The sequence below is a fragment of the Granulicoccus phenolivorans DSM 17626 = NBRC 107789 = JCM 15570 genome, from assembly GCF_000423085.1.
Classification (GTDB): Bacteria; Actinomycetota; Actinomycetes; order Propionibacteriales; family Propionibacteriaceae; genus Granulicoccus; species Granulicoccus phenolivorans.
In genome coordinates, this window is sequence record NZ_AUHH01000007.1 from 1 (window position 1) to 22,036 (window position 22,036).

13 protein-coding genes, 1 tRNA gene and 1 pseudogene are annotated in these 22,036 nt (G+C 69.0%); 5 read left to right on the forward strand and 10 right to left on the reverse strand.

Annotated elements, in window-relative coordinates:
- Positions 1-825 precede the first annotated feature (825 nt).
- Together G531_RS0102460 and G531_RS0102465 are read right to left on the reverse strand one after the other, a co-directional pair.
- Entirely contained in the window at positions 826-1,938 is a 1,113-nt protein-coding gene (locus tag G531_RS0102460; RefSeq protein ID WP_169796223.1) for a S1 family peptidase, read from the reverse strand.
- Between the two features lie 63 nt (positions 1,939-2,001).
- Complete coding sequence (locus G531_RS0102465; protein ID WP_026926046.1) at positions 2,002-2,853, reverse strand: tyrosine-protein phosphatase; 852 nt, start codon at positions 2,851-2,853, stop codon at positions 2,002-2,004.
- A gap of 209 nt (positions 2,854-3,062) precedes the next feature.
- On the opposite strand from G531_RS0102465, the gene G531_RS19875 reads away from it, so the two are divergent.
- Entirely contained in the window at positions 3,063-4,481 is a 1,419-nt protein-coding gene (locus G531_RS19875; RefSeq protein WP_051214941.1) for a DUF2079 domain-containing protein, read from the forward strand.
- A gap of 20 nt (positions 4,482-4,501) precedes the next feature.
- Here G531_RS19875 and G531_RS19880 read toward each other — a convergent pair whose 3' ends face one another.
- Positions 4,502-7,021: a YhgE/Pip domain-containing protein gene (locus G531_RS19880; protein WP_035757034.1), complete on the reverse strand. Its 2,520-nt coding sequence runs from the start codon at positions 7,019-7,021 to the stop codon at positions 4,502-4,504.
- Complete coding sequence (locus tag G531_RS19885; RefSeq protein WP_051214942.1) at positions 7,018-9,810, reverse strand: MMPL family transporter; 2,793 nt, start codon at positions 9,808-9,810, stop codon at positions 7,018-7,020. Before G531_RS19885 ends, G531_RS19880 begins: the two co-directional genes overlap by 4 nt.
- Positions 9,811-9,934: 124 nt before the next feature.
- On the opposite strand from G531_RS19885, the gene G531_RS24255 reads away from it, so the two are divergent.
- A complete protein-coding gene (locus G531_RS24255) occupies positions 9,935-10,570 on the forward strand; it encodes a TetR/AcrR family transcriptional regulator (RefSeq protein WP_051214943.1) in 636 nt (211 codons plus the stop codon).
- 105 nt (positions 10,571-10,675) lie between these two features.
- Positions 10,676-11,323 carry a TetR/AcrR family transcriptional regulator gene (locus G531_RS24260; protein ID WP_051214944.1) on the forward strand — a complete coding sequence of 216 codons (648 nt, stop codon included), beginning with the start codon at positions 10,676-10,678 and terminating at the stop codon, positions 11,321-11,323.
- A gap of 284 nt (positions 11,324-11,607) precedes the next feature.
- Here the strand turns inward: G531_RS24260 and G531_RS19900 are convergent, their stop codons facing one another.
- The 6 genes from G531_RS19900 to G531_RS0102520 form a co-directional block, all read right to left on the reverse strand.
- Positions 11,608-13,233: a GMC family oxidoreductase gene (locus tag G531_RS19900; RefSeq protein WP_035757037.1), complete on the reverse strand. Its 1,626-nt coding sequence runs from the start codon at positions 13,231-13,233 to the stop codon at positions 11,608-11,610.
- The gene (locus G531_RS19905; RefSeq protein ID WP_051214945.1) at positions 13,223-14,413 is read right to left on the reverse strand and encodes a cytochrome P450; all 1,191 of its coding nucleotides are present in this window, start codon (positions 14,411-14,413) and stop codon (positions 13,223-13,225) included. Before G531_RS19905 ends, G531_RS19900 begins: the two co-directional genes overlap by 11 nt.
- Positions 14,410-14,583 carry a hypothetical protein gene (locus G531_RS25585; protein WP_155827926.1) on the reverse strand — a complete coding sequence of 58 codons (174 nt, stop codon included), beginning with the start codon at positions 14,581-14,583 and terminating at the stop codon, positions 14,410-14,412. The genes G531_RS19905 and G531_RS25585 overlap by 4 nt, the downstream gene beginning before the upstream one ends.
- A 212-nt stretch (positions 14,584-14,795) precedes the next feature.
- On the reverse strand, positions 14,796-15,473 hold the full coding sequence (locus G531_RS0102510; protein ID WP_026926047.1) for a DNA alkylation repair protein: 678 nt from the start codon (positions 15,471-15,473) through the stop codon (positions 14,796-14,798).
- A gap of 1 nt (position 15,474) precedes the next feature.
- Positions 15,475-18,087: a glycosyltransferase 87 family protein gene (locus tag G531_RS24265; RefSeq protein WP_051214946.1), complete on the reverse strand. Its 2,613-nt coding sequence runs from the start codon at positions 18,085-18,087 to the stop codon at positions 15,475-15,477.
- A gap of 118 nt (positions 18,088-18,205) precedes the next feature.
- Entirely contained in the window at positions 18,206-20,524 is a 2,319-nt protein-coding gene (locus tag G531_RS0102520; RefSeq protein ID WP_081683765.1) for a transglycosylase domain-containing protein, read from the reverse strand.
- Between the two features lie 979 nt (positions 20,525-21,503).
- Between G531_RS0102520 and G531_RS27055 the strand changes: the two are divergent.
- Positions 21,504-21,887, forward strand: a pseudogene (locus tag G531_RS27055) (DUF805 domain-containing protein); the annotation flags it as partial.
- 50 nt (positions 21,888-21,937) lie between these two features.
- A tRNA-Ala gene (locus G531_RS0102530) sits at positions 21,938-22,010 on the forward strand.
- Positions 22,011-22,036: the final 26 nt, after the last annotated feature.

Genomic DNA, 22,036 nt, shown 5'->3' on the forward strand with positions numbered 1-22,036 from the left:
TTTCGCAGGCCACCATGGAGTTCGCTGGCCCTGCAGGACCCGCGCACACCACGCCGACCCGCGACCCGCATTTCGACCCGTGACCCGCACGTCGACCCGCGGACCGGAGGCACAGCGGCCACGTGGGCGGATCCTGCCACTACTGTGCGTTCGAACCCCGAAATCGGCCGAAACGACCCGACTGGCGGCAGGATCGGACCACCGGATCAGCGCCACCCCGCCGGCCCACCCAGGCACCACCACAAGGCCGGCCCACCCAGTCACCACCACCGGGCCAACCCACCGGTCACCACCACAAGGCCGGCCCACCCAGTCACCACCACCGGGCCAACCCACCGGGCCACGACCACCGCGCCGGCACAGCGGGTCAGCTTCACGCGGTCGGATTCACCCTGCGCACTGGCGAGACCAAGCGCGTGACCGCGGCCCTCATAAGGTTTCGCGGGCCGTCATGGGGATTCGCCGGCCGCCATGGAGTTCGCTGGCCCTGCAGGACCCGCGCACCGCACCGCGCCCTGCGAACCGCACGAAGACCTGCGAACAGCACCAGGACCCGTGCCTCGCACTTCGACCCGCGACCCGCGCCCGGACCGGGACTCGCGAAGAGCGCCAGGACCCACGGCCCGGGAGGCGCAGCGGCCGCGTGGGCGGATCCTGCCACTACTGTGCGTTCGAACCCCGAAATCGGCCGAAACGACCCGACTGGCGGCAGGATCGGCCCACCGGATCAGCGCAACCCGGCCGGTCCACCCAGTCACCACCACCCAGTCACGACCACCCGGCCACCCGGTCACCACCACCCGGCCGGCCACCGCGCCGGGCGGGTCAGCTGCACGCAGTCGGGTTCGCCGAGTCCCACACGTTGAGCTTCCCCTGCACCTCGGAGATCCGGACCACCACCCGCTGGCAGGTGGGCGCGCCCGACTGCAGCCGGTCGAAGGTGAGCTGGAGGTCGGGCCCCTCGCTCAGGGCTGCGTTCAGGGCATATTTCCCCGCCCAGGTGCGGGCGAGGGTGGCCTTGTCGATGTTCTGCTGCAGTTGCGGGGTGAGCAGTCCATAGGCAGTATCGGTGTCGCCGGCATTCACCGCAGTCAGAAAATGACCAGCCAATTGCCGAGACGAGTCCGGGCCCGAGCCGCCGACGACCACATCGACCCTGGGCCCGGCCGGGGTGGCACAGGTCGCCGGGGTGGCCGAGGGTCCTGCCGGGGCGAGCAGCGCATCGGCCATCGAGTCCAGCCCGACCACCTGGTTCACCTCAGGGTGGTCGGGGTTGGCGTACGCCATCCCGAGCAGGCCACCGGTCTCATCCAGCACCGGGGCACCGGCCAGGCCCGGATCCAGCGGCTCGGCCAGGGTCCGCAGTTGCAGGGTGGCGCCGCCGGCGGTGGTCACCTTGGCGTCCTGGGTGACGGTACCGCTGACCGCCTGCCACGTGCCGCGGGTGCCGGCGCCGGAGGGGAAGCCACTGAACTGGAGTTGGTTGCCGATCGCGATCTGGCGCTGCCCGAAGGTGAAGGTGTAGCCCGGTACCGCACCGGCCGGCTTCAACAGCGCCACCCCGGTGGCGGGGTCGGCCCGGACCACGTCGGCCGAGACGGTCCGCCCGTCCACGACGATCCCGACCGCGACGGCCTGGTCCACGACCCGCTGGGTCGTCACCAGATACTCCCCGAACCGGAACGCGGTGCCGATCCCGGTGCCGCCGCAGGTGAGCGCAACCACGCGGCGTACGCCCGATCGGGTCCGGTCCAGCACCTCCGGTGGCGGCTGGGGGCCCGGCGTACCGGAGATCTGTTCGACCGGTGAGGCCGTGCCGCCGGGGCCGGTCCCGCGTTTGCGGTTGTTGTCGATCACCAGCGCGGTGACGACGCCCAGGATGATGACCACGACCAGCATCGGGATGCCGACCAACAGCATCGTCTTGCGCTGGCTCATCGACATCGCTTCCGGACCCCTCGCTCCTCGACCCCGTGCCCGCGATCCCCCGGATCGAAGGGATCAGCCGAGCAGGCGGGCGCGCATCCTGTCGGTGTCCGCCTCGGTCCAGCCGATTCGGCCCAGCATACCGGCGACGCCGCCGTACTCATTGTCGGCGTAGTGAATGAACTGGCGCATCGACTCGGGCTCGGTCCGGTGACTCGACAGCGGCCGATCCTTCAGATTCGAGTAGGTCTCGGTGCCGATCAGCCGCTGGATGATCCGGTCGATCCGTTCGCTGCTGGCCGCGTAGTCGGCGACCACGGCGTCCGGCTCGGCGCCGACCAGCAGCAGCGACAGCGCCACCGTGGTTCCGGTGCGGTCCTTGCCCGCGGCGCAGTGCACCAGGGCCGCGCCGTTCGCGTTCGCGACCGCCCGCAGAGCACCCAGGACCGACTCCGGCCGCTCGGTCAGGTAGGCCAGGTAGTGCGAGGCCATCGGATCGGCGGTGACCTTGGCGAAGGTACGCCCGATGAACGGCAATTGCTTGCCCGGCGCCTCGGCCGGCGCCGCGCTCGGCAGGGCCGCCGCCAGAGTGGCGGCCGGAACCGCCTCAGTGTTGTCCGGGACGGCTTGTTCCAGGGTCTCCTGGTCGTTGCCGTACTGCTCCTTGATGAAGGAGTAGTGATGGAAGTGGATCCCGGGAGCGCCGACCAGCGGCCCATTGCCCTCGTGATGCACCTCGAAGGCCGTACGCAGGTCGATCACATCGGTCAGCCCGAGCTGCCGCAGATGCTGGATGTCGGCCGGCGTCAGCGCCTGCAGATTGTCCGAGCGGAGCAGCCGCCCGGATCTGATCGTGCCCCCGTCGACAGTGGGGATCCCACCGACGTCGCGCGCGTTCACCAATGATTCAAATTCAAGCCACTGCACGTCGCCAGTGTAGGCGCGCGGGTTACGCAGAGCGGAACAACGAACGTGATCGAAAAGAACACCACGCTACCGGCATCTGCTGCCGGCTCACGGCCGGCCCATCGATCCCGACCCGCGGGTCGGCCCGAATCCTGCCGGCCGGGCGGCGAGCCCGATTGGACAGGCCCCGCTCCAGGGGTCAGACTGCCCGTGCCCGTCCAGGAGGATTGATGCCCACGAATCTGCGACGCCTCGCCATCCGGACCCGCGAATTGCTCGCGGCCCAACCGGCCAGCGCCTGGACCGTCCTCGCCCTGGCCGCGGTGGCGTACCTCACCCTGGCGGCCACCCAGTGGCTGCGCTATCAGTCACCGTCGTGGGATCTGGGCATCTTCACCCAGATCATCCAGCAGTACGCCTCTTTCCAACCGCCGATCGTGCACATCAAGGGCGCCGACTACAACATTCTCGGCGACCATTTCCACCCGATCCTGGTGCTGCTGGCGCCGGTGTACGCCGTGCTGCCCTCGGCGTTCACCCTGATGGCGTGCCAAGCGCTGCTGCTGGCGGTGTCGGCCTTCTTCGTGACGAAATCCGCCGATCTGCTGCTGGGCCGGGTCGGGGGCTGGTTGATCGGGCTGGCGTACGCGTTCAGTTGGGGGGTCCAGCAGGCGGCAGCGGTGCAATTCCACGAGGTCGCGATGGGTGCGCCGATCCTGGCGATCGGGCTGTGGTTGCTGATCAAGCAACGCCCGGTCGCGGCGGCGATCTGGTTCGGGCTGCTGGTCTTCGTCAAGGAGGACCTCGGGCTCACCGTGCTCATGCTGGGGGTGGTGCTCGTGCTGCGGACCAGGCGGTGGCTGCTCGGTGGTCTGCTCAGCGCCTGGGGGCTGCTCTGGTTCGTGCTGGCGATGTTCGTGATCCTGCCGGCGCTGAATCCGCGGGGGAAGTACGACTACGCCGACAATGTGTCCCTCACCGATGTCGTGTCCAACCCGATCGGCACCCTCGCGGAGATTCTCAGCAACGAACAGAAGATGGCCACGGTGCTGTTGCTGCTGGCCTGCACCGGCTTCTTCTGCCTGCGCAGCAACCTGGCGCTGGCGCTGTTGCCGACGCTGGGCTGGCGGTTCCTGTCGGGCAACGAGGGGCACTGGGGCCAGACCTGGCACTACTCGCTGATGCTGATGCCGATCGCCTATGTGGCCGCCGCCGAAGGGATCGCGAAGCTGCAGGACTCCAAGGTGGCGTTCTGGCGCGGGTACGCCAAGCACGGCGCGGCGGTGGTGCTGACCTTCGCGGTGGCGATCTCGAACCAGTTACCGCTGTGGCAGTTGACCAAACCGGCGACCTGGGAGTTCACCGGTCCGCGTCAGCAGGCGGCCGCGGCGCTGATCGACCGGGTGCCGGGTGGGGCCGTGGTGGAGAGCGATTCGTCGCTGATGAACCATCTGGTCGACCACCACGACGTGTACTTCATCGGCCAGCAGGGCAATCCCCCGGCCGACTACCTGGTGATCGACAACGTCAACGGCGGTTGGAACACCCAGGTGAACGGGGCGGAGTACGGCGCCACCATCCATCGCGGGACCCGCTGGGAGATCATCTATGACGACCAGGGCTACCAGCTGACCCGCCGCGTCGGCTGAGGTCTACTCGGGCCTGCCTGTCACCCGGCCGCCCAACCCGGCCTGGACCGCAGCAGCCCCGCCAGGTTGACCGTACGCCGCCGCAGCACCGCCAGCACCGAGGCGGCCAGGCCGAGGATCAGCCAGCCGAGGGTGCCGAGCACGAACCCGGTGACCCCGGTGGAATCGGTCACGATCGCGCGCACCCCGTGCAGCACCGGGGTCAGCGGTGACAGGGCGGTCAGCACATCGAACACCGCCGGCACCGCCGACAGCAGCCCGGCAGCCGCCGTGATCGCGGCCAGGACCCCGGCGATCAACCGGCCCCAGCCACCGAACCAGGCGACCAGGGCGTGGTTGAGCAGCACGAAGGCAACCCCGGCCACCAATAGGAACGCCAGGGTCGCGAAGCCCTTGCCCGGGCCGAGATCGAGCACGATCGAGGCCAGCACGGTGAGCGCGACCGCCTGGGTGGCCATGATCCCCAGCCCCGGCAGCAACGACTTCAGAACCGCCTTCCAGTTCGGGTCGGTGGAGGTGGCCAGCCGGCTCGGGATCGCCTGCAGCACGGTATAGGTCCCCAGCGCCCCCAGCCACAGCGCGAGCACCAGGACCAGGGTGAGCCAGGCGGCGTCGGGCACCAGCCCGGACCCGGTGCGGGCGATCGGATTGGCCACGACCTCCTTGAGGTTGGCCCGGGCGTTGTCGTTGTAGTAGGGGATCTTGGTCGCGCCGTCGGCCAGCCCGTCGGCGAGCCGGCGCTGCCCATCGGCCAGGTCCTTGCCGCCGGTATCGAGCTGGGTCAACCCCGTGGCCAACTGCCGCTGGCCCTCTGCCGCGGCGCTGATTCCGGTCGAGAGCTGGCTGATCCCGCCGGACAGCTGATCGGCGCCGGTGGACAGTTGCCCCATCCCGTCGGCGAGTTGCCGGGAGCCGGTGGCGGCCTGGTCGACCCCGGCGGTGTACTGGTTCACCCCGGTCGCCAGCTGACTCGCCCCGGTGGCGAGTTGCCGGGACCCGGTCGCCGACTGCTGGATCCCGTCGTTGAGCTGGACCAGTCCCCCGGCGAGCTGTTCGGTCCCGTCGGCAAGCTGCCCGGCGCCGGTGGCCAGTTGCTCGGTCCCGGTCCCGAGCTGGTTCACGCCGCTGACCAGCTGGGCGCCGCCGGACTTGAGCTCGCTGAGCCGCCCGGCGTTCTGCTGCAGTTCGGGCAACAGCGTCATCAGCTGCTGCGCGCTGGTCAGCGCTTGGCCGAGTTCGGCGGAGCCACCGATCTGCTTGGCGTACTGGACCGGGGTGAGGCCGGTCTGCGGATCCCGGGTGTTCAGCGCCCCGACCGCCTGCTGCCAGCCGGCGCAGAAGCCCTGCCGCTGCTCGGCAGTCAGGTCCGGGGTGGCCGGGCACTGCGCGCCGGCCAGGCCCTCGAGCTGGGTGGCGAACTGTTGGGTCCCCGACTGCACCTGGCCCAGGGCCTGCTGCGCCTGGCGGACCTGGTCGGGGGTCATCTGCGGGGCGTTCCCGAGGGCCTGGGTGAGCGGAGCCATCCCGTCGACCAGTTGGTTCACCCCGGCGACGTACTGGGTGACGCCGGTACGCAGCGACGGTTGTCCGTTGCTGCCCCGGTTCACCGAGTCGGAGAGCTGTTGGGCGCCGGTGGCGAGCTGGCGCGCTCCCCCGGCGAGTTGCTGGGTCTGCCCGGGCAGGTTCCGGGTCTGGCCGGCCATCGTCTCCATCCCGGTGGCGAGCTGATCGGCGCCGGTGGCGAGCTGTCCGGCCCCACTGCGCAGTTGCGGACTGCCCTGGGACAGTTGGCCCATCCCGTCGGCGAGTTGTCCGGCTCCGGCCGAGCTCTGGCGTACGCCGTCGGCGAGCTGGCCGGCCCCGGTGGCGGCAGACGCGGCCCCGGTGGCGGCCTGGTCCAGCCCGGTCGACAACTGCCCGGCGCCCTGCGCGCTCTGGTGGATCCCGTCGGAGACCTGCTTGCCGCCGTCGGCCAGCTGCCCGGCCGCGTCGGCGACGGTCTGGAACTGCTTGCCGGTCTCGTTGAAGCCGAGGTAGATGTTGTCCAGATAGGTCTCGGTGAGCGTGGTGTTCAGGGCGTGCTGGGCGGAGTCGGAGACCTGCTGGGCGACCGTGGTGTCGGCGATCCCGCTGATCTTCGAGGTCTCCACCGAGACCACCGCCTGGTGCGCCTGCGCCGGATCCCCGGCATAGGAGGTCGCCGCGGCGGAGAACCCCTTCGGAATCGTCACCACCGCCACGAAGCGGCCGGACTCGATCCCGGCGCGGGCGTTCGACTCATCGGCGAGGACCCAGTTCAGGTTCGAATCGGTACGCTTGGTCAGCTCGGCGGCGAGCTGGCGGCCCAGCGGGACCGCCTGGCCGTTGATGGTGACCATCTCGTCGTTGTTGACCACGGCCGCCTCGACCCGGTGCCAGCGATCCTGCGAACCCCAGGTCGCGCCGACAAAGGTCAGCAGGACCAGGATCGGGATCAGCACGATCCCGAGCAGGGTGTACCAGCGCACCGGCCGCGGATTCAGGGCGCGTTCCAGTTTCATCGGGTGGCTCCTTCGAGTTCCGCAGCGGGGGTGTCCTCCGGGCCGGGGGTGTCGGCCCGTGCAGGGGTGTCGTCCGGGGCGGCCGGGGTGGCCGCCGGGGCCGGGAGCAGTTCGATCCGATAGTGCTCACCGGCAATGAGGTCGTCGGCGCGCGCGAGATCGCTGACGCCCAGGATGATCGTGAGGTCCTCGCGGATGCTCAGGTCGGCGATCACGGCCCGGGTGTCGGGGTCGGTCAGCGCGTCGACGTCGTCGAGGATCAGCAGGTCGGGAGTGCCGCGGTCGAGCGTACGCCCCAGCTGCGCGGCACTCGGCGCGCTGAGGTAGGTGACCCGACGGCGGGCCTTCCCGGCTTCCTGCGGCAGCACCAGGCCGGCCACCTTGACCCGGCCGGTGAGGCTCTTGACCCGGCCTGCCAGGCCCAGCAGCAGCGCGGTCCGCGGGCCCCCGGGGCCCTGCACGACCAGCTTCTCGCCCGCCTGCAGCCGCAGGTCGACTCCGGCGAACAGGGGTCGTTCCCGATGCTCCACCGTGAGGTTCTCGGTGATCACCACGTGGGTGTCCTCGGGACTGGGCCAGGCCCGCTCGGCGAGCACGTGGGCGAGCGATTCGCCCTCGACGTCGAAACTGGGCAGGGCCCGGTCCAGCCAGCGGGGCAGCCACCAGGCCCGGTCCCCGAGCAGTTGCAGCACCGCCGGAACCAGCGTCATCCGGACCAGGAACGCGTCGACGGCCACCCCGACCGCCAGCCCGAACGCGATCGCCTTGATCGGCCCCATCCCCTCGGGGACGAAGAACGCGAAGACCGCGAACATGATCACCGCCGCCGCGACGACCACGGTGGCCGAGCCGACGAACCCGTGCCGGATCGCCTCCCGGGCCGACTTGCCGTGGGCGTACTCCTCCCGCATCCGGGAGACCAGGAAGACCTCGTAGTCCATCGCCAGCCCGAACAGGATCCCCATCAGCAGGATCGGCAGGAAGGAGATGACCGCCATCGGCTTCTCCAGGTTGATGATTTCCTTGCCGATGCCGTAGTTGAACACGATCGTGGTTGCGCCGAAGGCCGCGCCGACCGACAGCAGAAAGCCCAGGGTGGCCTTCAGCGGAACCGCGATCGAGCGGAACACCATGGTGAGCAGAATCAGCGACAGCCCGACCACGAAGATCCCGAACGGCACCAGCGCATTCCCCAGTTGGGTGGAGACATCGATCTGGACCGCGGTCATGCCGGTCACGGCGGTCCGGATGCCGAGGGTGCGGGCCCACTCGGGTTGGCGGTTGCGCAGTTCCTGGACCACGTCGGCGGTGCGCTGGTCGTCGGGGGCGTACGCGGGGATGACCTGCACGATCAGGGTGTCGGCGTTCTGGTTCGGGGTGGCCAGCAGCACCTTGGCCACGCCCGGGACCGCCTCCACCTCGGCCCGCAGGTCGGCGGCCAGCTTGAGCGGGTCGGTGGACTGGATGATCTCGCCGGTCACGATCAGTGGGCCGTTGTAGCCGGGGCCGAACTTCTGCTCGGTCAGGTCGTGGGTGATCCGGTCGGGGGCGGAGATTTCGTGCTGCCCGGAGTTCGGCAGGGACAGATGCAGATCCTTGGCCGGGATCGCCAACGCGCCGAGGCCCACCACGACGATCACGATGGTCAGCCAGGGCACCCGGGTGACGATGCCGACCCAGGCCCGGGCCGGTCCCGGCCGGGGTTGGCCGGCGGCCTTCGCGGCGGCGACCTTCGCGGCCCGGGCGGCGGCCCGCTTGCCGGTGCGTACCTTGGGGCGCAGCCGTTCCCCGGCCAGCCCGAGCAGGGCCGGCAGCAGGGTGAGCGCGATGCAGACCGCGGTCGCAACCGCAACGGCGGCGAAGATGCCCATCACCGTGATGAACGGGATGCCGGCGACCCCCAGGCCGACCAGGGCAATGATCACCGTGGTACCGGCGAACACCACCGCCGATCCGGCGGTCGCCACGGCCCGGGCGACGGATTCCTCGGTGGCCATGCCGTGCCCGAGTTGTTCCCGGTGCCGGGAGATAATGAACAGCGCGTAGTCGATCCCGACCGCCAGCCCGAGCATCACCGCCAGCATCGGCACGGTGGAGTTGATACTGGTCAGCCCGGTGGCGATCAGCAGGATCAGCATCGAGATGCCCACACCGAGGATCGCGGTGAGCAGCGGCATCCCGGCGGCCAGCATCGACCCGAGGGTGAGCAGCAGGACCACCAGCGCGACCAGGACCCCGATCCCCTCCACCGCGGACAGCGTCGGGATCTCCACCGAGAAGGCCTGCCCGCCCATCTCGACCTGCGCGTCGGGCAGCCAGGTCCGGTACTGCTTGCCGTGCTCGAGCAGCTGGGCGCGATAGGCGTCGGTGATCTCGGTACTGGGCAGGCCGACCGAGACGTTGATCATCGCGGCGGTGCGGTCGGGGTTGATCAGGCCGGTGACCAGGTCGGAGTACGGGCTGGTGACGATGTCGACGTGGTCGATGCCCTCGAGGTCGGTGACCATCCGTTCGATCGCCTGCCGGACGGCCGGGTCGTCGACCGTACGCCCCGGCGGGACCGCGACCACCACATTCGCCGCGGTTCCGGCCGCCTGCGGAAAGGTCATCGACAACTGGTCCAGCGCGGTCTGGGACTCGGTACCCGGGATGGTGAAGGAGTCGTCGAACTTGCCGCCGACCCCGAAGGCCAGCACCCCGAGCACGACCGCGGCCCCCAGCCAGATCGCCAGAACGCGACGGCCATGGCGAAAACACCAGCGCCCCAACTCGTACAGGGTCGTGGACATCGAGCCTCCTGCGTACACACGCGTCCCGGGCAGAACGGGACCCAGCCTAGAACCGATCCGCGGACTTGGCCAACTGACCAAGTCAACCGCCCAACTCGGCGCCGGCAATGCTAGCGTTCTCGACATGTCCGCTGCCCAGACCCCCGCCCCGCACCGCCCGCGCCTCAGCGTGTCCGAGCGGCGGGCGCTGCTGATCGAGGGCGCCTGGACCCTGATGAAGCGCGAAGGCGTCGCCGCCGCGACCACCCGCGCCATCTGCGCCGAGGCCGGCATGCCGCACGGGGCCTTCCATTACTGCTTCCGCTCCAAGCAGGAGTTGTACGCCGAACTGCTGACCGGCCAGATCACCGGCGGCCTGGCGGAGGTGTGGGCGCAGATCGACGCCTCCGCGGACGTCCGGGAGACCATCCTCGCGATCTTCCTGGCGTACTGGGACCAGGTCGAGGCCGACCCCCAGGCGCAGGTGGTGATCGCCGAGCTCACCGTGCTGGCCCAGCGCGACGCGGAACTGCGCGAGCTCTCGATGGCCGACGGGCGATCCACTCATACCCTCGCCCGGACGATGCTGCGCCAGTTCATCGAACTCACCGGCGTCCGGTCGAGCCTGCCCGACGACCTGCTGGCGGAAATGTTGCTCGGCGCGCTGTCGGGAGTGACCAACCGCTGGCTGGTCAGTCGCGACAGCGCCACGGCCCGAGCGGCCCTGGCGGAATACGCGAAGCTCTTCGCCGGCTACACCCAGGAGCAGCCCGAACCCTGAGTAAAGTCTCATTCCACATCCAGGATCAGGGTTAGCTGAGAGATGACTTAACATCGATCCGAAAACCTGGGTAGCCTGGAACGTGGCCTTGCGGAAGGGGAAACAGTGACCGAGGGCATCAAGGTCAGCGCGCGCCGCGCGTTGACCCGCGAACGCCTGCTCGACGCGGCCCTGGAGGTCTTCGCCGAGAACGGCATCGCCGGCGCTTCGGTCGAGAGCATCTGCTCACGGGCGAATTTCACCCGAGGAGCCTTCTACTCCAACTTCAGCACCATCCATCAGGTCGTGGTCGAGGTGATGCGGCGCGAGCGGGAGACCACCGTCGCCGCCTCCCGGGAAGCGGTGGCCCGGCTGGACCTGAGCCCGCTGCAGAGCGCCGCCCAGGATCAGTTGGTCAGCGCCGCGGTGGACCTGTTCCTCAGCCTGCGGCAGAACCGGACGGCCGAGCTGCTGTTCGGCGAGGAGATCCGCCTGTACGCCGCTCGCACCCCCGAGCTCGCCGAGGAATATCGGTCGATGGAGGATGCCACCGAGGAGGCACTCGTCGAGATCATGTCCCGGGCCCTGGCGGCGCTCGACATGGAACTGAATGTGCCCGTCGAGACGGCCATGCGGATGCTGGCCGCGATGCACCGCCAGGCCACCCTCAGCGACCTGATCCGGCACGACGGCGAGATGACCGAGGCCCGCGAGGACCTGAAGCTGATTCTCAAGATTCTGCTCTCCGGCGACCGGCAGCCCGAGGTCGCCTGACTCGGGATGTCCCGGTGCCCGGCACCGATGTCGGCCGACTTCTGTGTGGGCGTTCATTTCTTCGGCAAGTTCTGAAAGTCCGTCAACGGTCCGCGCTGCCGGCTGACACCCGGGCTCGACCGGTGAGTGGGCCGATCCTGCCACCAGATGCCCGAATCGGGTCGAATTCGGCCCGATCGCACCCTCTGGAGTCACTATCGGCCCACTCCGGCCGGCGCACCCCACCCGACCGGCCGGGCAGGGCGCACCGGCAGGGTCAGCGCAGGGCTCGCCGCGTGTCCGGATCAGGCCCGGGTGACCAGCCGGACGGCATTGGCGCCGATCAGGATGGCGGGCGCGTTGGTGTTTCCGGAGGTGATCGTGGGCATCACCGACGCATCGGCGATCCGCAGGCCGTCGACCCCGCGTACCCGCAGGACCGGATCGACCACCACGTCCGGATCCTCCGGGGAGCCCATCCGGGTGGTCCCGACCCAGTGCGCACAGTTCTGGATCTTCTCCCGCAGGAAGGTCTGCCACTGCTCGTCGCTGCGTACCTCGACCCCTGGGAAGTCCTCCGAGGTCACCAGTGCGCGCATCTGCGGGCTGGCGGTGAAGATCTCCCGGACCTGCCGCGCCGCCGCGATCATGTCGGCGACATCCTGCTCCTGCGACAGATACTCCAGCTTGATTTCGGGCAGTTCGTCGGGCGATGTCGAATGGACCGTCACCGACCCGCGCGCCCGCGGATGCAGCAGCGCCACCAGGGCCGAGATCACCGAGTTGTCGGCCAGTTGCACGTTCTGCTTGGAGGCGTTGCCGTCCGGCCGGACCGCCAGGGACAGCGGGGCGAACATCACCTGGTAGTCTGCCCGCCCGGTCGATGCCCCATCGAGGCGACCGAACAGCACGGCGTTGGCCAGCGGCGCCGTCGCGGGGCCACTGTGATGGGCCAGGAACTGGTAGCCGCCGCGCACCACACCCGCCGGAGTCATCTCCTGGTTCAGCGTCGGGATGTTGACCTGGTACTGCAGCCGGACGGTGGTGTGTTCCTGCAGATTTCGGCCCACGCCGGGCACGTCGGCGACGACCGGTACGCCCAGGGCAGCCACGCTGTCGGCCGAGCCGACGCCCGAGCGCAGCAGCAGCGCCGGTGTGGCGATGGCGCCCGCACAGACGATGACTTCCTTGGTCGCAATGGCCCGATGGACCCGGCCCCGGCGCAGGTACTCGACCCCGGAGGCCCGGTTCCCGTCGAACAGGATTCGGCGCGCGACGGCATGGGTGGCCACCCGGAGGTTGCGGTATTTCCGGGCGGCCGGGCCCAGGAACGCCCGGGCACTGGTGTGCCGCAAGCCGTGCTGCTGGGACAGCTGGGACCAGGCGACCCCGACCTGCTCGTCGGCGTTGTAGTCGTCGCGGTACGGGAAGCCGACCTCGGTCGCCCCCTGGATGAAACTGCGGACGACCGGGTGATCCAGTCGCACCCGGGACACCTGCTGGGGCCCCCATTCGCCGCGGGTCGGACCGTGGTGGTCGTTGCTGGTCTCGAGTTCGCGCATCAGCGGAAGGAGCGACTCGTAGTCCCAGCCGGTGGCCCCCAGCTCGGCCCATTCGTCGAAATCGTCGCGGTGTCCCCGGACCCAGAGCATCGCGTTGACCGCGCTGCCGCCGCCGAGCACCTTCCCCGAGGCCCACATGTCCCGCTTGCCGTTGCGGGTCGCATCCGGTTCCACCTGATAGGGCCAGTAGTTCTTGCGCGGCATCTTCATCATGCCCGCCGGCAACGCGATCTGGGGCTGCAGGTCGGTACCGCCGGCCTCCAGGCCGAGGACCCGATAGCCCCGGGCCGCCAGCCCGGCGGCGACCACGGCCCCAGCGGATCCGAGACCGACGACCACGTAGTCATGGACCGATTCGTCATTCCCCACGGGAGACACCTCCGAGTTGTTTGGCGGTGAAGATCACCGGGACCGAGATCAGCCCCCGATTCATGGCGATGTTGGCGCCGACCCGGACCTCACCGTCGATGCGATAGTCCGGGATCCGGCGCAGGACGACCTCGGCGGCGACCCGCATCTCGAGCTTCGCCAAGTGCTCCCCGACGCAGCGATGGATCCCGTGCCCAAAGGCGAGGTGGGACTGGGCAGCACTGCGATCGATGTCGAACGTGCCCGGATCGGGGAACCGGTCCGGATCCAGATTGGCCGCCCCGAAGAAGAGGCCAACCTTCTCCCCGACGCCGATCTCGACCCCGGCCAGGGTGACCGGCTCGGTGGCGGTCCGACCCATCATCGCAATCGGCGATTCCAGCCGCAGGGCCTCATCGACCGCCCTGGGCAGCAACCCCGGATCGGCGATCACCCGCTTCTTGGTCTCGGGGTGTTCGCCGAGCGACCAGAGCAGGCTGCTGATGCCGTTGACCGTGGTTTCGTGCCCGGCGATCACCAGGCTGATCCCCATCCGGACCCGTTCGTCGTGGGTCAGGTCGGCCCGCGAGATCAGGCCGAGCAGCCCCTGGGATTCGGGGTCGCTCTCCGCGTCGGTGACCAGTTCCTCGATGAACGCGGCGTACCGCTGCTTGGCCTGCTTTGCCGCGTCATCGGTACGCCCCGCCGCGCGGTTCAGCAGGTCGGAGACCTCGAGCATCTCCTGGGCGCGCTGCGGCGCTCCGAGAATCCCCGCAATGATCAGTGCGGGCAACTGTTCGGCGATTTCCCGAAGATCGCCGCGGCCCTCCTCGATGAAGCCGTCGATGATCCCATCGACGATCTCGACGATCCGGGCCTCCTGGGCCGAAACCCGGTCCGGACGCAGTTCGGGCTGCAGCAACCGGCGATAGCGACGGTGCTCCGGCTCGTCGACCTCGGTCGGAATCGCCTGGCCCACCCCGAGCCCGGGGATCGTGGCGCCCTGTCCGGAACACAGTTCGTCATGCTGCCCGGCGGCCGCGCGGACCTGGTCGTAACCGAGCACCGCGACATACTCGCCCAGGTCGTCGGCCCGGAAGACCGGCCCGTGCTCGGCGCGCGCGGCTGCGTACGCCCGGTCGGCGTGGGGTTCGCTGTTGATCCGGGCGAGGTCGAAGGGGCACTTCTGCGGTTCGCTCATGCGGTCGTCACCCCGGCCACCCGGTCGCCGAGTTCGGTGGTGAGCGCGGCCGGGGTGAGCACCGGCACTCTCCCGCCGTCCCGGTGGCGCTGCGGATTGGCCTTCATCTGCTTGTTCGCCTCGAGGTCGACATCGACCGAGATTCCGACAGCCACGCTGCTATTCGACATGGACGGAGCGTAGCAGATAACGAAATATCGTCATATAGAACAGTATGTCGAACTTCTGTTGCTTCATCACCAGCAGGCTCTTGGACCGTCGCTGCGTTGAACCACCCGGGCTGGACCGGTGGGTGGGCCGATCCTGCCACCAGACGCCCGGATCGGGTCGAATTCGGCCCGATCGCACCCTCTGGAGTCACTATCGGCCCACTCCGGCCGGGTCAGCGCAGGGCCCGCCGCGCTTCCCGCACCGACAACGGCGCCAGCTCCGGATGTCCGGCCAGAAAACCCTCGACCCAGCCGGGGTCGGTGCGGGCGTACTGCCGCAGCGCCCAGCCGATGGCCTTGCGGGCGAAGAAGTCCGGGTCGCCGATCGACCCCTCGATGCAGTAGGCCAGCAGTTCGGGATCGGTCCCGGGACCGCGGCCGAGCTGGCACAGGATCGCACCGCGGCGCAGCCACAGATCCGGGCGCCGCGACCAGTCCCGCATCGTGTCGGCCGCTTCCGGGTGCGTTTCCAGGACCAGTTCCAGCAGGTGGGCCACATCGTCGACCAGGTCCCACCAGGCCGCGCTGACGATCAGGTGCTCATAGCAGGCCAGCGCCGCGAGCCGGGAGGCGCAGCGCCGATGGCGTGGATACCGGGCCACCGCCAGCGCGGCGTAGCGCTCTTCCCGATGCGTCGCCGGGTCCCACAGCTCCCGGATCGTCGCCTCCCAGACGGTCTCATCGGGGATCGGATACTCCGCGAGCAGCGCCCGGGTGAGCCGGCGCACCTCGGGCACCGCGACCCCGTGGAAGGGCAGGTCCGACTTCATGTAGCGCTGTTGCGCCGCCGCCCGCCGCGGGTCGCCGGCCGCGGCGAGTGCGGTTCGCACGGCGGCGGCGAACTCGCTCACCTCAACTGGTCCACTGGTGGGTGTAGAACATCCCGGCCCACCACAGGCCGACCCCGATCGACCCGATCAACCACAGGATCGTCAGCACCCGCACGGTAATGGTCGTCGAGCGGCGCCGGTACTTGTGGGTGATCAGTTCCGCGGCGATGGTCCAGACCGGGAACCACAGCAGCACCGCCCGGTTGACCGAGAACAACCAGTAGGAGGTGGAGAAGCTGATCAACTGCAGCCCGATCCAGGTCGCCTCGGCCCACTGCTTCCGGGCGATCAGGAAGCCGACGGCGAGCAGCCCGACCACCATCGAGACCACTTCGAAGCGGAAGATCCACTCCCACCCCGGGTGATCCGGGTACGCCCCCGGCACGATCACCGGAAGCGTGTTGAGGAAGTTCTGCCACGGCCAGGTCCAGCCGCGCACCCACCCGCTCTGCTGCGCATCCAGCCAGGCCCGCCAGTTCCCGGTGATCGCGTACAGGTAGAGCATGTACGCGAAGAACACCGCGGCCGGCGGGATCAGCCAGACCGCGCGCTTGACGATCCGGCCGAGCCGGACGGCGAGGGTGGGGCCGTCGGGTTCGCGGTGGGTGAGGATCATGATGCCCAGCCCGGCGATCAGGAACAGCCCGGAGACGCGGGTCGCCATCGCACCCATCGCGAGCAGACAGACCGCCCACCACTTGTCCTTGCGGGCGAAGTACCAGGCCCAGAAGGCGAAGGCGCAGAACAGCGACTCGGTATAGGGCATGACCTGGAAGATCATCGTCGGCGCGACCAGCCACAGTACCGCGGCCCACACCCCACCGAGGCGGCGCAGCGCCAGGGCGGCCACGAGCGAGGCGATCACCGAGATCAGGATGCCGGCGGCCTGACCGGGGATCCCGATCAGCATGAACGGCTTCAGCAGCAACGGCAGACCGGGGAAGAAGGCCATCCGTTTGGCATTCTCGCCGACGATCTCGTAGCCGTTCGCGGCGATTCCGAGGAAGTGTTCGGCGTCCCAGTTGTCGGTCACCGCGAGGAAGCCCTGGCCGGTGGAGATCCCGTACCCGATCGCGAGGACCAGGATCACCAGCCGGGAGGAGAACCAGGTGCCGCCCAGCGTCAGCCAGGAGGCCAGACGCCCGTTCGCGGTCGCCGGGTCGGGCAGCAGCCGCCGTTCCCCGGCGAGCAGGCCGGTCAGGTAGTGGCGCACCGCGGTGTGCCAGGCGGCGTCCGGCGCATGATTGAGTACGCCGCCGCTGGGATCATCGATCTCGGCGGGTCCGGCCGATCCGGCCGATCCGGGTGGGAGGTCGCGGCGGTCCAGGATCACCCGACGGACCACGTCGTACTTGGGGTACAGAATGTCGCGGACCACCAGCACCAACAGATAGCCCTGGGTGCCCAACCGGAGCACGGTCGCGGCCCAGAAGATCTTGTCCGGTCCCCCGTCCGGTGGCCCGATATAGCCGCCGAGGTGGCCCCAGATGGCCAGGTTGTACAGCCATTCCCCGATGGTGAAGATGATCACGTCGCGCCACTTGGGGCGGGCCAGCGCGACGAAGGGCAGCAGCCACAGCACGTACTGCGGGGAGTAGACCTTATTGGTCATCGCGAAGACGACCAGGACCAGGAACATCGCCTGCCCGATCCGGGGCCGCCGCGGGGCCAGCAGGAGCAGGGCGGCGATCGCCACACAGCCGAGGACGAACAGGCCGGTGGAGGTGAAGTTCACATCGTCCAGCGGTACGCCGGCCAGCGCGAACACATACCACAGGGAGCCGAAGTCACCGCCGCGGTCGGAGTTGAAGGTCCAGAACTCCAGCCACTGTTGCGGGGCCAGCAACCAGGTGGGGAAGTTCGCCAGCGCCCAGGACAGGGCGAAGGCCCCGAAGGTGGTGAAGAACTCGCGCATCTTGCGGGCCCGCAGACACAACAACAGCAGCGGCCCGAGCAGGAACAGCGGATAGAGCTTGGCCGCCATCCCCAGGCCCCACATCACCCCGGCCAGGCCGGGACGTTCCCGGGCCCAGAACAGGACTCCCAGCGCGGTCAACGCGACCGGGAGCATGTCCCAGTTGACCAGCCCGGTGAGGATGACCAGGGGCGAGGCAGCGAGGATCAGCACGTCCCAGGAGCGCCCGGGGACACTGCGGGAGTGCGCCCAGACGGTCAGGAAGAACAATGCGCCGAGCAGGACCATGTTCACCGCGTAGAAGGTGTTGGTCGCCTCGATCACCTTGACCGGGTCCATCCCGGCGCCGACCGGCATACCCAACGCGACCCCGATCAACCGGGCCAGTTCCATGAACCAGCCGGTGCCGACGGGGTACTCGAGCACCTGGTAGGCGCCGTGGTCGATGTAGGGCGTGTTGCCCTCGATCAGGCCGCGGTTCTGGAACAGCAGCGGGATGTCGGAGTAGCACTGCAGCCCGAAGGCGCTCGGCAGGTGGCCCGGGTCGGTCTGGACACAGGGCAGCGCCTTGGCGATGGTGAGCAGCCAGGTGACGATCGCCACGATCAGCCCGACCACCGGAGCGCTGATCCAATGGGAGATCCGGCCCATGTGCCGGCCGGGGGGACCGAACAGCCGTCTCCCCGCCTCGACGAACGGGTCGACCAGGTCCGGCTTCATCCGCTTCGCCCTCCTTGCCTGCCTGTCCGTGTCTGCCGGCCCGCCACGGGAGCGGACTCGTAGCAGCGTAACGGGGTCGGGCAATCAAGGCGTAGCCAGCGGCCCGGCGATTGCCGGGTCAGGGGGTCGCAGCAGCCTGGGACTTCTTGACCTGCCCGGGAGCATTCTGGTTGCCGGAGTTCGCATTCCCGGCGTTCCCCGTGGACTGCGGCTGGGTCTGCTGGGGTTGCGTCTGCTGTGGCGGCTGCGTGGTCTGTGGCGGCTGGGTGGTCTGTGGCGGTTGCGTGGTCTGTGGCGGTTGAGTCGTCTGCGGCGGTTGAGTCGTCTGCGGCGGCTGCGTCGTGGTCGGCGCCTGGGTGGGCTGCTGCGAGGTCGGTGCCGCACTGGACCGGCTGGTACTGGGCTGTGCGGTGCTCGGGGCGGCCGAGCGCGGCGCGGCGGTCCGGGTCGAGTTGCGCCGACTGGTGTTGACGTAGGCCGGTTTGTCGAAGTCGAGCACCTCCTGGCCCTTGGTGGCCACGCGCATGAAGTCCAGCCACATCATCGCCGGGTAGGTGCCGCCGAAGAAGGTGGTGTCGCCGGCACGGGCGTACGGATCGAGGTCGGAGTTGCCCTGGTCCCCGGCGACGAACATCACCGCGGTCGAGATCTGCTTGGTGTAGGCGACGAACCAGGAGGTGAGCACATCGTTGCCGACGCCGGCGGTGCCGGTCTTGCCGGCCACCGGCCGGTTCAGGGCGGCGACCCGGGAGCCGGTGCCCTCGGTGACCACGCTGGACAGCGCGTAGGTGACGTCGCGGGCGATGCCCTGGTCGAAGGCCTGGCGGCCCTGGGTGTTGGCGGTGTAGACCGTGGCGCCCTTGGCGTCCTTCACGTCCGCGACGATGTGCGGGGTGATCGCGCGGCCGTTGTTGGCGAAGGTCGAGTACGCCGCGGCCATGTAGTACGGGCTCACCTCCGCGACCCCGAGGGAGATCCGGGAGGTGTTGGTGTCCCACCCCGGCCCCCGGGGCGCCCCGGCGTCCTGGGCGGCCTGGGCGATCTTCTCCGAGCCGTGGTCCATCTGCACCGTCATGTCGACGAAGGCGGTGTTGATCGACTTGGCGGTGGCCTCGCGCAGGTCGACCGAATCGCCGTACTGGTGGTTGTTCTCGTTGCGGACCGGGACCTTGTCCCCCTTGGGGGTGAAGGTGTTCCCGGAGAAGGTGTCGTTCAGGCTGTAGCCGTCCTTCAGCCCCGCGGCCAGCGCGAAGGCCTTGTAGGAGGAGGCGCTCATCCGGGGGGTGGTGGCCCAGTTGCGGGAGTCGGCGATGTAGTCCGGACCGCCGTACAGGGCGATCAGGGCGCCGGTGTTGTTGTCGACCGAGGCGATCGCCGGGTGCAGCAGCTTGGGATTCTGCAGTTCCTTCTTGTCGGCGTTCTTGACAACCTGGGCGTTGTACTTCTCCGCGGTCGCGACGGCGGCATCCTGGGCGGTCGGGTCGATCGTGGTCGTCACCGTGAGGCCGCCGCCGTACAGGCTGGCCTGGTCGATGCCCTGGGCGGCCAGCTCGTTCTCGACCATCTTCATCAGGTAACCCTTGGGGCCGCGGTAGCGCTCGTTCACCGGGATGTCGGGGAAGTCGGGCAGCTTCTCCGCCATCTGGTTCGCCTCATCCATCGTGATGTTGCCCATCTGGGCCATCGACTGCAGGACGTAGCGGTAACGATCCATGATCCGCTGCTGGTTCTCCGGGACGCTGGGATCGAACGCGGAGGGGTTGTTGAGCACCGTGGTCAGGAAAGCCGACTGCTGGACGGTCAGGTCCTTGGCGTCGACGTTGAAGTACGCCTTGGCCGCGGCCTGGACGCCGTACGCGCCGCGACCGAAATAGATCGTGTTGAGGTAGCCCTCGAGGATGTGCTCCTTGGGGACCTCGTTGCCCATCTTCGCCGCGAGGAAGAGTTCCTTGAACTTACGGGTGAAGGTCCGGTCGGAGGTCAGGTAGAGGATCTTGATGTACTGCTGGGTGATCGTGGAGCCGCCCTGTACGTCACCGCCCTGGGCGATAGTGAGTGCGGCGCGGATCATGCCGGTGACCGAGTAGCCACGGTCGGTCCAGAAGGTCTGGTTCTCCGCCGCGACGACGGCCTGCTTCATCGACTCGGGCATCTCGGCGTACGGGATCGACTGGCGGTTCTGGATGGCGAAGTTGCCCATCGGGGAGCCGTCGGCGTACGTGACGAACGTGGTGTTCGTCTGGAATTCCTTGTTGGGGTCGGGAATTTTGGTGTTCTTGTAGATCACGCCGGCCGCAATCACCCCGGCGATCAGCACAACGATCGCGGCGATGCCGCCCCACTTCAGGATGCGCACGGCCCAGCGACGGGCAGGGTGCACCTGCTTGCGCGGTTTACGGGGTTTGCCCCGCTTGGCCGTGGTGGGCGCGTCTGCCATCGATCTCCTCCATGTCCCGGTCCTCCGCGCGAGGGTCGCGGCAGAGGTCGACCGGTGACTCCGGCCGCGGCCGCGGCTATAGCACGCGTGGCCGTCCGTAGTACAGAGTACGAGCCGGAGTCGACCGATACCGATTCGACATCGGCGCAGTGGCAGAATTCAAGACCTGAGGTGGAAACAGGGTGCCCGGCGTGGGACCCTCGTCGCAGTCCACCCCGACGTTATTCCGCAGAGGAGAACAGCGATGAGCACCCAGGACCCGCAGCAGCCCTACCCGGGACAGCATGACCCGGAGGGTTACCCCGCGGGTGGGACGCACCCCCAGGACAGCGCTGTGCCCCCAACCGGTCCGGAGCAGGCGGCCGGCCCGGAGCACGCGGCGGGTCCCCAGCACGCGGCCGGTCCGGAGCAGGCGGCCGGGCACCCGCAGCCGCAGCGGGCGGCGGACCCCCAGGCGTACGACCCCTACCCGGGTGGGCAGCCGCAGCAGGGACCCTCGGAGACCTCCTACGGCACCGACCCGGCGCAGAATCTGGATCTGCCGGGTACGCCCCAGTCCTCGGCCGGAACCTACGGGGCGGCGCCGGGTGGTTACGGTTCGCCGGGTTCCACCGGATCGGCGGGTTCGTACGGTTCGGCGGGTTCCTACGGCTCGGCGAGTGGGTACGAGCACACCGGCCCGGTCGGTCACGATCCGTATGCCCAGCCCGCCGCGGATCCGTACGCCCAGCCGGGCGCGGCCCAACAGGGCTACGTGGACTACTCCCAGTACGACGACCCGAACCTGCAGGCCGGCTACCCCCAGCAGCAGGGCTATCCGCAACAGCAGGGCTACCCCGAACCCGGTTACAACGCGCAGGGATATCCGGCGCAGGGCTACCCCCAGCAGTATCCGCAGCCCGGCTACGGGATGGAACCGGCGCCGTACGGCGCCTATCCCCCGGCCTACAACGCGGCCTCCCCGGCGTACGGCCCGGACCGCCCGAAGGTCGACGCGGTGACCGCGGTGAAGCTGATGTTCAAGAACTACGCGACGTTCTACGGCCGGGCGTCCAAGAGTGAGTTCTGGTGGGGCTTCGCGGCGTACGCGGTGGTGTTGTTCGTGCTGAACGTGATCTCCAGCGCCTTCAGTGCTGCCGACGCGTTCGGGGCCGCGTTCCTGTTCTCCAGCCTGTACACCATCGTGTGGCTCGGCACGATCGTGCCGATGGCGGCGTTGATGGTACGCCGGCTGCACGACACCAATCAGACCGGCTGGCTCGGCCTGATCCCGATCGCGAATCTGATCTTCGCCGCCGGGGACTCCAAGCCGACCGGGGGCAAGTACGACGACCCGTCCGGGAAGCAGCCGAAGCTACCCTGAGCGAGTTGCTCGGATGCGGACCGAGGATCTAGCATGGATCTTCGGTTCACGGGGCTATGGCGCAATTGGTAGCGCACCTGCTTTGCAAGCAGGGGGTTAGGGGTTCGAGTCCCCTTAGCTCCACCCAGTCTGACCAGGCAAAACGTTTT